This window comes from Mucilaginibacter sp., assembly GCF_028288225.1.
In the GTDB taxonomy this organism is placed as follows: domain Bacteria; phylum Bacteroidota; class Bacteroidia; order Sphingobacteriales; family Sphingobacteriaceae; genus Mucilaginibacter.
Genome location: NZ_JAQBOC010000090.1, coordinates 1 through 14,826 on the forward strand (window position 1 = coordinate 1; position 14,826 = coordinate 14,826).

The following is a 14,826-nucleotide window of genomic DNA, read 5'->3' on the forward strand; positions in this document are numbered from 1 at the left end:
CCCAGCCGGTGGCTGAAATGGCCCCTGCCCGCACCCGCCGTATAGCATACTGAGCTCAACTCCACCGCTCCGCCAGCTCCCCCCAAATAGCTTACATATCGCTCCGCCAACTCCCGCAAGCTTCCCAAATCACGTCCAGATATCGGTAAAATATATTCTGTTGGTTCCGGAATCGGGTTAGCAACTTCTGGTGCTTCTTCAATTATTGCATGGGCGTTGGTCCCTCCAAAGCCAAAAGAACTTACAGCAGCTATCCGTTTTCCTTTGTTAAAATCCCATCTTGTTTGTTTAGCGGCAATTTTCAGGCGGTTATCGTCCCACTCAATTAATGGATTGATGCTGCTGAAATTTATATGCGGGGGAATTTCATTATGTTGCAATGCAAGTATCAATTTAATAACACCTGCAATACCCGCAGCAGATTCAAGGTGACCGATATGTGTTTTTACAGACCCAACCATGCATGGGTTTTCATTCTGTCTTCCTTCAAGCAAAACAGAAGAAAATGAATTTACTTCTATAGGGTCGCCCAAAGCCGTGCCAGTGCCGTGCGCTTCCAAATAAGATACCTGTGCAGCGTTTACACCTGCATTGGCTAAAGCCTGCCGGATAACCCTTACCTGCGAAGGACCATTTGGCGCGGTAATACCATTGCTCCGCCCGTCCTGGTTTATAGCTGTTCCCTTTATAACTGCCTGGATCCTGTCGCCATCCGCAATGGCATCTTCCAGTCTTTTTAAAACAATTATTCCGCAACCCTCACCCCTTACATAACCGTCAGCGGTAGCATCAAAAGTTTTGCACTTGCCATCCGGCGCCAGCATACCCGCTTTTGCAAATACAACGCTCAGTTCGGGGCTTAAAATAAGGTTTACGCCTCCTGCCAGGGCAGTATCAATTTCCCCGGTACGTAAGCTTTGGCAAGCCTGGTGGATTGATACGAGAGAGGACGAACAAGCTGTATCAATTGACATGCTTGGCCCTTTAAGATTTAAAAAATAGGAAATCCTGTTGGCAGCAATACTTGCGGCATTTCCAGTGCCTGCATACTGATCGAAACGGGTTACAGAATTTGATTGGATCCGCTGATAATCGTTGTTACTGATCCCAATGTAAATGCCTGTTTTATATTCGGGCAAATCAGATGGTGACTTTCCGGCATTCTCCAATGCTTCCCATGCCACTTCGAGCAACAGCCTTTGCTGAGGATCCATTGCTGAGGCTTCGCGTGGCGAGATACCAAAAAATAAAGGATCGAACTCTTCCGGCTTATTTAAAAACCCGCCCCAGGTAATGGTATCAAGAATGGCTTTGTCTTCAACAATTTTTTCCAGGTCAGCTTCTTCCCACCTTCCTTCAGGCAGTTTTCTAACAGCACTTACATCCTGCTTCAATAACTCCCAAAAAGCATCGGGGCCATCGGCCATAGGGAACCTGCAACCCATTCCTACTATGGCTATCGGGCTATACCCATTTAAATTTTTCTCCTGCTTGCCTGTTATTGCAATTAATTGTTCATCCGTTGATAAATAATTGGCCAACGCACGGATCGTAGGATAATTGTAAACCAGGGTAGCTTCCAGCTTACGCGAAAGAAGGCTGCCCAAAGCACCTGTCATCTCAGCAGCAAACAAGGAGTCCATACCCATCATTTCAAACGTATCTGTTACTTTTATCGCTGCCGGGCTTAAGTTCATTTCTTTTGCCATCAAAGCTGTTATCCAGGCTTCAATGGTTTTACCATCAACAGATTTTTTGTCTGATTCAACTGCAGATTCGTTTAACAAATCAATGGCAGGCGTATTGTTTACCCACGCTGCAACAATTGTCAGCTTGCTATCTGTAAATGCCAGTTTACAGGCCTTTCTCTGTATTTTGCCACTTGATGTTTTGGGCAGTGATGCAGGCATCAGTAAGGAAATGGCGTAAACCTGCAAGTCATGGTTTAAAGAAACCTGCCTCCTGATAGCAGTAAATACTTCTTCAGGATCTAATTTTGAAAGATGCCCTCGGTTAACTTCCTGCACAATTACCAGTTGTTCTTTTCCGTTCACCTCTATACTAAAGGCTGCGCCGCCGTCCTGTTTTAATGCAGGGTGGCTTTTTTCGGCAGTCACTTCAATATCCTGCGGATAATGGTTCAGCCCTCTTATTATAATAAGATCCTTTAACCTCCCGGTAATAAAAAGCTCACCCTTATGATAAAAGCCCAGGTCGCCTGTCTTTAAAAAAGGCCCTTCGCCACTGCCCTTTAACCGGGCTTTAAATACCTCTTCCGTTTCCTTTTCTCTTTTCCAGTATCCCAGGGCACAGGTGGGGCCACCAATCCATATTTCACCAATACACCCCGGTTGGGAAAGCTCCATTGTTTCCGGGTCAACAATAATTATTTTTGTATCCAGCACATACGAGCCATGCCCTGCAAAATATTGAGAGCCCGGTTCACCATCCTTCATCACAACCACCAGGTTCTTTTCGAGGGCAGCAGAATTAACGGACAGGAAGGTTACCGGCTTACTTTTGTGAACAGTGGATACTTTTAGCGTAGACTCAGCCAGACCGTAGGCCGGGGTAAATGTTTCGGGCCTGAAACCATATTGTTTGTATTTTTCAGAAAACTCCCTTATTGTCTCTACCCTAACCGGTTCTGTACCAATCATGGCCATCTCCCAGCTACTCAGGTCTAAATCTTTAATCTGATCAGTTGTAGTGTTTTTACAGCATAAAGAATAGGCAAAATTAGGGGCTGGACTATGGGTGCCCTTATATTTGGATATTGCTTCGAGCCATCGCAGCGGACGCTGGATAAAAGAGGCGGGCGCCATTAAATAACATGGAAACCCGTTGTATAAAGGTTGTAAAAGCCCATAAATTAAACCAAGATCATGGAAAATGGGCAGCCAGGTAACCATAACACTGTTTTCGCTGTGCTCATAAGTAGCATCAAGGTCCTGCAGGTTATAAATAATATTTTTGTGGGTCACCATTACCCCTTTGGGGCTTCCGGTTGATCCGGATGTGTATTGTAAATAAGCAATTGAATTTTCGTCAATAGTTATTTCTTTATAATCCTGCCAGCGTTCATCCTTTTCCAGGTCAGAAAGTATGCGGTTAAGGGCCTGCAGCTTGCTTTCATTGTTGTCGTGCTTTTCAAAGTTTGGGGCAACATTTGAGGTGGTAAGCACCAGATTTGCCTTCGCATCATTTATTATAGCATCCAATCTTTCAAGCGACCTGTTTTTACGCGGCGGATAAACCGGTATAGCCACCACACCTGCAAAAAGGCATGCAAAAAAAGCAACAACGTAATCAAGCCCGGGATTATAAATCAATAATACCCTATCGCCCTTTTTGGTAACGTTCTGAATACAACCGGCAAGGTGTAATACCCGTTTATATAATGATAAATAAGAAAACCGCTCGGCTTGGTCTTCTCCATCTTTTAAGTAAACATAGGCAGTCCTTTCGGGAGACTTTTCCGATCTGAGCTTTAAAAGATCAACCAGGTTAATTGCCTGCATAATAGTAGATAATAGAGTTTATACATTTATTTCCAGTACACAATTATTTACAGCAGAACCTTTTAAAAAGATTTTTAAACTGCAAAAGCCATTATCCTACTATTATTTAGGATTGATATGAGGTATGATTTTCATATAGGTTAGGATAAGGTTAAGGTTAAAGGTTTTTTATTGTAATACAATTTAACTAATTGTTTTTAAATAACAGTGCTTACATAACTCCAATACAAGATAATACAATATCAAATGTCAAGTGCAATATTAACACGCTTGCATTAAACCACAGCTACGTGTATTTTAATTTTTAATTAATAGATGCCACCTGCTTTACTAGGTCTTTGATTAATTCTCTTTTAAAATTTGCATGAAAGAACGGGGATCCAAATGGCATAAACTATTGCAAAAAATTAAGAAAAAGCAGATTTTACTTTCGGTTAATGCCCGCCAGTATCGCAAAAGGTAAAGTTTTTTATTTGATTGATGATAGTTTTATCTAACGATGGAATAGAATTAAATTCCATGTTTGTTTTTTGTGATTCCATTGTGTAAAGGTTTAATGACCAAATATAGAGAATTACTTATTAAGTTAATAATTAATTAAGGAGATATTTTAAAATACAGATAGTCACGGAGTTAGTGACGGGCTATTCCTTTGCCGCTGATATTTAATTTCAAAATCTGCCTACAAAAGGCTCTTATTGGAGCGTTTCCTCATCCATTCATTTTTTGTTTAATGAGTTATGATCCAGCATGTTTCCGCTGAGTTTTCGCCCAAAAGAGTAAAATTTCAACAGTTAAGACCAAAAGACAGGTAAAAAAACTAAAAATATTAGTATAACTTTACACCCGATGAACCCGGTAATGCAATTAGCTTTTGATTATGTGGAATCGACCAATACGGTCGTTTTTCTGACCGGTAAAGCCGGCACGGGCAAAACAACTTTCCTCCAACAGGTCCGCCAGGATTCCAAAAAGAAACTGGCTGTTGTTGCCCCTACCGGTGTAGCAGCGATCAATGCTGGGGGCATGACCATCCATTCTTTGTTCCAGATACCCTTCGGCCCGATCATTCCATCAGGAAATGCAAAGCCGGAATTCCATTACAGCGCTGAAAAGAAAGATTTGCTGTCTGATTTAGAACTGCTGATCATCGATGAAGTAAGTATGGTACGGCCTGATGTGCTGGACCAAATCGACCTGATCCTGCGGAATGTTAAAGAATCTGTTCACCCTTTCGGTGGTGTGCAGCTTTTACTGATCGGGGACCTTTCCCAACTCAGCCCGATAATCAGGGATGAAGAGTGGGCGATGCTGAGCCGTTATTATACCACCCCGTATTTTTTCAGCAGCCATGTCATGCAAAAAGCGGCCTATGTCCGGATTGAACTGGACCATGTTTTCCGCCAAAAAGAACAGGTCTTCGTCGACATTTTGAACGAAGTGAGAAACCAGGCAATCAGCCCGAAAAACCTGGAGGTACTGAACGGCAGGCATCAGCCGGACTTCCACCCCCCCTCCGAAGAGCTCTATATTACTCTAACCACCCATAATGCACTTGCCCTGCAAGTCAATAAGGAGTTTGTTGATGCGCTGCCGGGACAGGAATATGAATTCGATGCTACCATCCGCGGAGAGTTCCCTAAAGATGCATACCCAACTGAGACCCATTTAAAACTCAAAACCGGCGCGCAGGTAATGTTCGTTAAGAATGACAGCTCCTCCGAAAAGCTCTTTTATAATGGTAAGATCGGAACAATCACCCGGATCGAAAGTGATACAGTTTTTGTTCAATGCGGTAATGAAAGTAAAGAGATTGCCGTTCAGGCACTGGAGTGGACAAATATCAAGTACCAGCTGGATGGCCAACAGATCAGTGAAACCAACGCCGGAAGTTTCGCCCAGATTCCTTTAAAGCTGGCGTGGTCCATTACTATTCATAAAAGCCAGGGCCTGAGTTTTGATAAAGCCATCATAGATGTGAGCGAAGCCTTCGCCCATGGGCAGGCCTATGTGGCTCTAAGTCGTTGCCGCAGCCTGTCTGGAATGGTGCTTCGCAATCCCATAGCGCCGGATAATATCATCGGGGATCCTGCAGTTGGCCACTTTAACGAACGGGCAAAACTCCTGCAGCCCGATATCCAAAGCCTTGAGCGCGACCGCGAGCTTTACCGGCAGTTCCTGCTCAGCGAACTATTTAACTTTCGCGGCTTAAAGAAAAAAAATAATGGTTTTGAAGAGCTTATCCCCAACCTTCATAATGAGATCCTGGAAGTAGCAGAGAAATTTACGCGAAAGCTTCCGGCCAATGATGTCGGACGTATTCAAAAAGCTGCAGCTTATTTCCAGGATAAACTGAAGGAAGCCGTAGAAATGCTGCATAACCAGCTACCCGGCCTCATTGGCAAATCAAATGAAAAGGCAGCCAAAGCAGACCAGCTCATCCAATGGATGATGACCCGGCTCAGCCTAATGGGTCATTTTTCAAAAGAAAGCTTTACCGCTTCCGTTTACCTTAAAATCAAAAAGAACGCACAGGCAATTACGACTGCCGACCAATCCCATTCTTATGTCAAGGCGCTAAATGCCAAACCCAACGAAAAACTTTTTAACCAGCTGCTTTGCTGGCGTGATGTGGCGGCCGAAAAAAACAAGATCATGCCGAACATGGTGCTATCCGAAAAAACAATCGCTGCTATCGCTGAAAAACTCCCTCCCTCAATTAAAGCACTCGGTGCCATCAAAGGTGTCGGCCCTCAAAAAGCAGCACAATATGGTCCGGAACTTATTACCCTGGTGCGTTCCTATCAACAGGAATTAAAGGGACCGGAAACAGAACAAGTAAGTTTGTTTTAATCAGCTATTATGTTTTGCAGAGGATTTCCATTTACCACGTTTGAGCAGACAGTTTAGTCATTATTAATCACACATATAACATGATGATCTGATAAAATACCCGGATTGCAAAGACTAGTCTTTTACAGCAATAAAGGAATATTCTGAAGGTGACCACAGGCGCATTCTATAGCAATTCATGGCCGCTTCACCCAATTGTGCTATCAGTTTGTAGTTTGCTATGGCACCGACTGCGGCACCTATAACCGGTAACAGTTGGGCCATTTTTGCGAGGTCAATATTATCCCGGTATTCCTGCTGAAAAGTGCGCCAGTCAAATTCGGCTGCGCTTTCCGGTAATTGTCTGCTATATACATCCCAATCATTTAAAAGCTGATATATTTCATTACGCCTTTGCTGGCTGGAATAAGTGAGCTGGAAAATATATAATAAGTATAACCGCTCTTTGTAATCTTTTACATTAAATCCATAAAGGGAAGCGATATTAAAAAGTAGTTTTATTTTTATAACGATAAGGAGCGGAAAATCAGCAAAACCCATCAATATTCCACCTGCCCCTGTTACCGCCCCCTCAGCTGATGCTGTTTTTTGATAAAAGTTTATTTGCTGTTTGATATAGCTTTCTCTCAATTGTAAGGATGCATCACCAGCCAGTTTATACTTGTCGTGTATTTAACACCGAAAATAACAGCTTTAACCATTTTTTCGATGATATCAGTTATCACTGTATGGACCTTTTCCGGTATGATTGCGTTGATTTTACCCTGGATGCTTTTTGCGATCCGGTTTAAGACAGAAGGCTTCTTTTGCATCCTTTGCTGCCATAAGTTTAATTGATCAAGGGCTTTCGCTTCGTAATCCGTCATCATACTTGAAAAATTTACTTGTCAGCCGGCCCATGCTCTTACGCCATTTTTGCCGCGAAAAAGATGACAACCTTAAACTTCCTGCCATCTAACCGGAAGGTCAGCAAATGTTTAACAAGGGTCATATAATATTTACCGGGTATCGTGTTATAAAGATAAGCCTTAATTTTGAACATGAGTTCAAAGTCTTTAAGTGACATTTCTTATTCCGTGCTGGACCTGGCAACTGTAGTTGAGGGACATTCCATTGCAGACACATATCATAACAGTCTTGAAAACGCCAGGCAGGCTGAGCAGCTTGGTTATAAACGTTACTGGTTTGCGGAGCACCATAACATGATGAACGTGGCCAGCTCGGCTACATCGGTACTGATCGGGTATATTGCAGGTAATACAAATAAGATAAGGGTCGGTTCGGGCGGGATCATGCTGCCTAACCATGCCCCGCTAATTGTGGCTGAGCAATTCGGCACCTTAGCCACATTGTACCCTGAACGAATTGATCTTGGCCTGGGCAGGGCACCGGGCACCGACCATACAACGGCAATGGCTATTCGCGGAGAGAATATGAATGCCTCATTCCATTTCCCGCAGGATGTCGAGAGCTTGCAAAAATATTTCTCGTCAAATAATGCAAACGGCAAGGTCAGGTCGATTCCGGGTGAGGGCCTTGATATACCTATCTGGATCCTGGGTTCAAGTACTGACAGTGCAAAGCTGGCCGCGGCAAAGGGCCTCCCCTATGCATTTGCCAGTCATTTTGCACCTGCTTATTTCAGGGAGGCAATTGAATTATACAGGAAAGACTTCAAATCGTCGGCGCAGTTACAAAAGCCGTACGTAATGGCCTGTGTAAATGTTGTTGCTGCTGATACCGATGAAGAGGCCGAATATTTGGCGACTTCGGTAAAACAATTCTTTATGGGGGTGATTACGGGGAAAAGGCAGTTGCTGCCGCCGCCTGTAGAAAGTATGAAGGAGATCTGGAACATTTATGAAGAGGAAGCCGTTATGCAGATGCTGGCTTATTCATTTATCGGCGGGAAGGAAAAGGTAAAAGCCATGATGACGGATTTTGTGAGGGAAACAGGGATCGATGAAATAATGGCCACCTCGCATATTTTTGACCATAAAGCAAAATTGAATTCTTACCGATTATTTGCGGAAGCTTTGAAATAACCGTAATTTAGGATATGGAAGAGCAGGATAAATTGAACCGGATCATTGAGGCAAGAATGAAGCTCAAAGCAAGGTTTGAGGAGAAGATAATGAAAACGCCTTCAGTAGCTGATGATGCACCAAAAGGTTCAGGTAAACCCAACCGGCACGGAATGCCAGCTTTGCCTATCGGCCAAACCATCACCTTCAAATGGCCGGTGCTTGATCTGGGTTATCAACCGGATATTCCCCTTAACCGCTGGCGGCTAACAATTGATGGTGCTGTGGAAAACCCCGTTAAGCTGAGCTGGAAGGATTTTATGGACCTGCCGCAAACAAAAGACACTTCCGATTTTCATTGTGTTACTACCTGGTCGAAAATGGATCTGCACTGGAAAGGCGTGAGCCTGCTGGATCTCGCAGCTTTGGTGCATCCTAAGGAAACGGCCACACATATCATGTGCTATGGCTATGATACTTATTCTACCAATATTTCACTGGAGGAAGCGCTGAAGCCGGATGTATTGCTGGTTCATACTTTTGACGGCCAGCCATTGGCAAAAGAACACGGTGGCCCCTGCCGAATGATCACCCCGCAGCTGTATGCCTGGAAAGGTTCCAAGTGGATCAAGCGGATCGAGTTCCTGACTGAAAATAAATTGGGTTTCTGGGAAGACAGGGGTTATTCAAATACGGCGTACCCCTGGAGGAACGACCGGTACAGTGATTGATTTCAGGTAAGAAGCGGTTACTTTACGGGAGACTCCCCTGCGTTTCTATCTGAACATATAAACAGTTAGAGTTTGATCTAAAAAAATATCGCTTTGAAGAACCCGCAACGCAAGTTTTCAAAGCGATATGATATAAAACGATCATTCTGTTTTCAAACACAAAATGATTGATCGTTTATTTTTCCGAAGTGTTGACCATAGCGCCACTTTTTATTTCATCGGTGGCATTGTTGATAAGGAAATCACCATTTTTCAGATCCCCGTAAACCTCAAGGCTGTCCGTAGTTTCCCTGCCTTTTTTCACACCCACCCATTGGGCTTTGTGATTCAAAACCCGGATCACAAATATGCGCTGGGAGTTTTGGGTGACAGCACTTTGGGGTACTATAAAGGTCTTTTGAGCATTGGTTAACTGTAATGTTACCTGGGCAAACATCCCAGGCAGCAATTCTTTAGTCTTATTGGGTATATCCATTTGCATCTGCTCCGACCGCATTTCATTGCTTAAGCTGCCGGCCATACGGTTAACTACCGCTGCAAATTGTTTCCCGGGTATGGTTTTCACCGAGAAATGAATGGTATCCTTATTAGAAAAATAATTGATAGCAGCCTCCGGCACATCAACAACCAAACGCAGTTTGGACTGTTCCTGCAGCGTAAGCATTGATTTATTGGAACTTTTGTCTGATGGGGTAACATAAGCGCCAGGATAAACATTGCGTGAACTGATCACGCCATCAAACGGGGCCCTTACTTCCAGGTAGTTTTTTAAATCGGCTGATTGCTGATAGGCCGATTTTGAAGCAAGCAAGGCTGAGCTGTCAGCACTCATTTTGGCATGGGCCATGTCCAGGTCATTTGGTGATATGGTTCCCGGCGTTTTACTTGTTTTTAATAGCCTGTCGTAATTGGCTTTACTGCCCCTGTAAATAGCTTCTTTAGTATGCAGATCTTCCTGGCTTTGGGTGAGAGCTGCCGTCATTTCCGGCGCATCAAGCGTCATCAGTAATTGTCCCTTGTGTACCTGGCTACCAACATCAACAGTCATTGTTTTTATAAAGCCATTTTCTTTGGCGTACAGGTCAACCGTTTGATAAGGCTGGAGTACGCCCGGCATGCTCATAGTTGTATTAAGAGTGCCTTTTTTGAGGGCAAAAACAGGGATACTTGTTGGATGAGATACAGTTGTTGGCTGTTGGTTACTTTGACAGGATGCCAGCAGACCTGCGATCAGCAGGCATATAATAAAATGATATGATTTCATGATTTCTATTTTTGATTATTCTGATAATTGAGTTTTAGGATCGTAAAAAACACTCAGTTTATCATCAGGATCCAATGAAACCGGATGAACAGGAGAGTTACGCCTGATCATGTAAAAAATGACAGGGAGAATAAATAAGGATACGAAAGTTGATAAAATCAGCCCCCCTATTACAGCTCGTCCCAGCGGAGCTGTCTGATCGCCTGCTTCTCCCAAACCCGAGGCCATTGGGATCATGCCGGCGATCATGGCTATGGTGGTCATCAGGATTGGTCTTAACCTAAGCTCCATTGACTCAATGGCCGATTCCATAGCATTTTTGCCACTTAACCTGATATGTTCTGCGTTGGTGACCAGTAAGATGGCATTAGATACAGAAACCCCTACAGACATAATTATTCCCATATAAGATTGCAGGTTAAGACTTGAACCGGTAGCCAGCAGGATCAGCAGTGAACCGACCAAAACACCTGGGATGGTAGTGATTACTGTAAAGCCTAATGGAAAAGACTGGTAATTTGCCGCCAGCATCAACATAAGGATGACGATGGTAATCACTAAACCGAACTGAAGGCTGCTCAATGTCTGGTCCAGTAAAATGGTTAATCCCCTGGCTTCAACAGAAACTCCCCTTGGCGGTTGGCCCGTATTCTTTAACACTTTATTTACGGCAACGGAAACAGAGCCCAGATCTTTTTTATATACGTTAGCAACGATGGACAGAAACCTTACCGGGCCCTTGCGGTCATATTCACCAACAACAGGTTCCATCGTGAGTGTAGCTACATCTCCAAGCACAGGTCTTGGCTTGTCTTTAAAAATGGGGATCCCTGCAAGATCGGCTATACTGCCTACACTTGTCTGCGGTACTTCCACCTGCACGTCATAAGATGTTGCGTTTTTTTCATCCAGCCATAAATTCTTATCCGTAAAACGGCTGGACGATGTGGCCTCTGTGACACAATTACTGACATCGGTCATCATCAGGCCCATTTGTTTGACTTTATCGCGATCAATATTGATATGAATTGCAGGGCTATTTAATTGTTCCTTCAGCTGAACGTCTCTTAAAAAGGGGATCTGCTGTAATTGCGTGATCAATGAATCTGCATATTGCTTATCCTGCTTAATATTTTTACCCATCACGGCAATTTCTACAGGCGTTGAAGAGCCCTGACTCATAATTTTACTCGTCAGATCTATCGGCTCAAAAGATAATTTTACATCAGGCATCGCTTTGTGCAGGGCGATCCGCAGATTTTCCTTCACGTCACGTATATTCACTTTATAATTTGCGCTGAGGTTTACCTGCATTACAATTTCATTGGAAGCACTCATAAACAGGATGACCGGCAAGGTTGGAAAAGATGAAGGATGCTGTCCCGCAAAGGCGGATATGATCTCTACATTTTTTTGCCCCACCGTATTATACATTACCTGCTGCGCCTGCAGCATTGTTTGCTCGGTTTGTTCAAGCCTGGAGCCTTCGGGAGCCCGGATACGTACCTGGAACTGACCGCTGTTTAACTTAGGCAGGATATCCTTACCGATAATGGACACACATAAACCTATAAGGAAAATGGAAATAACTGCATAAAACCCTACGCTTACCCGGCTGCGCTTCATCATCCATTGTACCATTTGTACACAACGCTCTTTAAAACGGTCAAACCGGGTTGGTTTGTGCTCTTTTTCCGGTAATTCAACGTTATGGTCCGGAACTTTTAAGATCCAGTTTGATAATATCGGAACGAGGGTTTGAGACAACAAGAACGCCGCGATCATAGAGAATCCTACAGCCATGGATAGCGGCAGAAACATGCCCTGGGGGACACCAGTCATAAAAAATGCCGGAGCAAAAACCGCCAGAATACTTAACAGGATCAGCAATTTTGGTAAAGCAATCTCTTCACAGGCATCTGCAATGGCACGGGCCTTCTTTTTACCCATTTCCATATGCCGGTGTATATTTTCAATTGTAACGGTAGATTCATCCACTAAAATACCAATGGCTAATGCCAGGCCGCTTAGCGTCATAATATTGAGTGTTTGCCCGAAAAGTTTCAGCACTAAGGTGCCAATAATTACAGAAAGCGGGATGTTGACGACAACAATAAAGGCGCTCCGGCGATCTCTTAAGAAGAGCAGCACCATTAATCCGGCCAGGATAGCGCCTGTAACCCCTTCACTAATGAGACTTTTTACAGCATTGATTACATAAACGGATTCATCAAACTCAAATTTCAGAGAAACATCCGGGGGTAAAAGGCTTTGCATGGATGGAATTGCCTTTTTCAGGCTCTGCACGACTGACCAGGTGGAAGCGCTTGAACCTTTGATAACCGGAATATAAATTGACCGTTTACCATTGATATAAGCAAAACCACTCGTAATATCAGCCCCGTCTTCCACCTTTGCAACATCTTTCAGGTATATGGTAGCGCCATTCTGATATACTAGCGGGATGTTTTCAAAGTCTTTTATCTGCTGAAGGACGGTATTTGAGGGAGTAAGGTAAGCCGTGCGTCCTATATTAACTGTGCCGGCAGGAGATATGCGGTTATTATCTTTTATAGCAGCAGTAACCTGGTCTGGTGTCACATTGTGACTGCGCATCAGGTCAGGATCCACTTTAACTACAACCGTACGTACGTTACCCCCGATAGGAGGCGGAGAAGTCAGCCCGGAGATCTTTGAAAAATTAGGCCTTACATAAAGGCTGGCCAAATCCTGCAGCTCATTATTAGTACGTTTGGAACTGCTGATCGTCAGCTGGCCAACCGGTAAGGTTGAGGCATCAAAACGGATAATAATTGGCGGCGGCGTTCCTGGCGGCATTTCTGCAAATGCACGGTTGGTAAGCGAGGTGACTTCAGCCGCAGCCTGCGCCATATTGGTGCCGTCATAAAAACTGAGCTTTAAAATGCTCAAACCCTGGATATTGTTTGTTTCAATGGATTTGATCCCGCTGACATATAGATAAAGGTTCTGGTAATTTGTGGATACAAATCCCTCCATCTGCTGTGGTGACATTCCTCCATAAGGCTGGGAAACGTAGATCGTTGGCAAATTCAGGTTAGGAAAAATGTCAATATTGATCTGTGTGACAGCTATAATGCCCATCAACACAATGCCAATGATTAAAACGATAATCGTTATTGGTTTTCGTAATGAAAATTGAATCAGGTTCATGACTATTGTTTTAAAATTGATTAATAAATAAATTGAAATTACCTGACGATCCAGACATGTAAAGCAACGCTTGCCAAACACCAGTACTGGCAATATCCCTGTCTGTTTCCGCCCTGTTCAAATTGTACAGGGTTTGGGTAACATCAACGATGGTTGTAAGGCCATTGCTATATAAAGTCTTCTTCTGCTCGTAGGCATCGCCGGCTGCTTTTAACTGGATAGGTGCTTCGTGGTATTTTTGCAGCGCATTTGCTAATTGCTTATTACCTTCTTTCAACTGATTGTTGAGGTTATTTTCGAGGTAGTGATATTCATTGGTCAATCCATCGGATAGGTAATGCTGGCTTTTTACCCTCGATGCCACCCTTCCGAGATCAGTTAAATTCCAGGTGAAGCCTACGCCTACCAGGTAATTTCCTCTAACCGGCTCAATGCCGTTTAAATAACTTTGGCTATAACTGCCCGGACCATTTGGGTTATAGCCGGTTCCAAAACCAGATCCTCTATCCTGCAGAACACCAAAAAAGGATACTTTCGGCAAACTTGTTTTAGAAATGAATTTGGCGGAAAGATCACTGCTTTTTACTCTCGCCGCTAAAAATTTCAATTCCGGATTATTGGATATGTTATCTATGGGTTGTCCCGGCAGCCTGGTAGGTAATTGGTTGATATAAGTACTATCTAAAGAAAATGATTGATTATTTGTTCCTAATTGTATCGCCAGGTTAGCTGCCTGGTTTTGTTCATAATTAATGGCATCAGTAACTGCTATGCGTGCTTTGGAAAGTTCAGCATTGGCAATAGTGCTGTCAACACCGGCATTTAAACCGTTTACCGCCCTAACCATGATCACATCTCTGAGTTGAGAAACACGCGACAGATTGACATCCATAGAGTAGCGCAACCGCTGGGCGGCCAGCAGGTTAAGATATGCCCCGGCAACTCTAACCTGTTGCTGAAACCTTTCCTGTTCCAGATCTGCCGCATCCCGGTCATAAATACCTTTGGCTTCTGCAACATGGGCCTTCTGAAGTCCAAAGGAGAAAATGTTCCAGTTGATATTCGTTAAAGAGAGTGAGCCAAAGGCGGCATTCCAGTTTTGTGAAGCCGTAACAGGCCCTGCAGTAGTAGCGACTAACCCTGGCAAGCCGGAAGGCAGCCCATTTAAACCGTTTATAGTTCCATATGCCTGCTGGGCTGATAAAGTAAGATCAGGCAGACCATCCCTTTTGGCGCTGGTA

General features: G+C 43.8%; 7 protein-coding genes and 1 pseudogene. 3 read left to right on the forward strand and 5 right to left on the reverse strand.

The window, feature by feature from the left end; genetic code table 11:
* Nucleotides 1–3,521: beta-ketoacyl synthase N-terminal-like domain-containing protein (locus tag JWQ54_RS27000; protein WP_299591001.1), on the reverse strand; the 3,521-nt coding region annotated here is incomplete at its 3' end.
* A gap of 849 nt (nucleotides 3,522–4,370) precedes the next feature.
* Between JWQ54_RS27000 and JWQ54_RS27005 the strand changes: the two genes are divergently transcribed.
* A complete protein-coding gene (locus JWQ54_RS27005; RefSeq protein WP_299591002.1) occupies nucleotides 4,371–6,374 on the forward strand; it encodes an HRDC domain-containing protein in 2,004 nt (667 codons plus the stop codon).
* 114 nt (nucleotides 6,375–6,488) lie between these two features.
* Here the strand turns inward: JWQ54_RS27005 and JWQ54_RS27010 are convergent.
* Nucleotides 6,489–7,243, reverse strand: a pseudogene (locus tag JWQ54_RS27010) (EcsC family protein).
* 171 nt (nucleotides 7,244–7,414) lie between these two features.
* Between JWQ54_RS27010 and JWQ54_RS27015 the strand changes: the two are divergent.
* Both JWQ54_RS27015 and JWQ54_RS27020 read left to right on the forward strand, forming a co-directional pair.
* Nucleotides 7,415–8,419, forward strand: a complete 1,005-nt coding sequence (locus tag JWQ54_RS27015; protein WP_299591003.1) for an LLM class flavin-dependent oxidoreductase — start codon at nucleotides 7,415–7,417, stop codon at nucleotides 8,417–8,419.
* Nucleotides 8,420–8,433: 14 nt separating this feature from the next.
* Nucleotides 8,434–9,129 carry a molybdopterin-dependent oxidoreductase gene (locus tag JWQ54_RS27020; protein WP_299591004.1) on the forward strand — a complete coding sequence of 232 codons (696 nt, stop codon included), beginning with the start codon at nucleotides 8,434–8,436 and terminating at the stop codon, nucleotides 9,127–9,129.
* 175 nt (nucleotides 9,130–9,304) lie between these two features.
* On the opposite strand, the gene JWQ54_RS27025 is transcribed toward JWQ54_RS27020, so the two are convergent.
* From JWQ54_RS27025 to JWQ54_RS27035, 3 genes are all read right to left on the reverse strand, one after another.
* On the reverse strand, nucleotides 9,305–10,393 hold the full coding sequence (locus JWQ54_RS27025) for an efflux RND transporter periplasmic adaptor subunit (protein WP_299591005.1): 1,089 nt from the start codon (nucleotides 10,391–10,393) through the stop codon (nucleotides 9,305–9,307).
* A 15-nt stretch (nucleotides 10,394–10,408) separates the two neighbouring features.
* A complete protein-coding gene (locus JWQ54_RS27030; RefSeq protein WP_299591006.1) occupies nucleotides 10,409–13,585 on the reverse strand; it encodes an efflux RND transporter permease subunit in 3,177 nt (1,058 codons plus the stop codon).
* A 10-nt stretch (nucleotides 13,586–13,595) separates the two neighbouring features.
* Nucleotides 13,596–14,826 (reverse strand): TolC family protein (locus JWQ54_RS27035; protein WP_299591007.1); only part of this gene is annotated, 1,231 nt, incomplete at its 5' end.

Excerpts from the sequence above, each read along its gene's own strand:
- JWQ54_RS27025 (WP_299591005.1), bottom strand. The coding sequence starts at position 10,393 with ATGAAATCATATCATTTTATTATATGCCTGCTGATCGCAGGTCTGCTG.
- JWQ54_RS27020 (WP_299591004.1), top strand. The coding sequence starts at position 8,434 with ATGGAAGAGCAGGATAAATTGAACCGGATCATTGAGGCAAGAATGAAG.
- JWQ54_RS27005 (WP_299591002.1), top strand. The coding sequence starts at position 4,371 with ATGAACCCGGTAATGCAATTAGCTTTTGATTATGTGGAATCGACCAAT.
- JWQ54_RS27030 (WP_299591006.1), bottom strand. The coding sequence starts at position 13,585 with ATGAACCTGATTCAATTTTCATTACGAAAACCAATAACGATTATCGTT.
- JWQ54_RS27015 (WP_299591003.1), top strand. The coding sequence starts at position 7,415 with ATGAGTTCAAAGTCTTTAAGTGACATTTCTTATTCCGTGCTGGACCTG.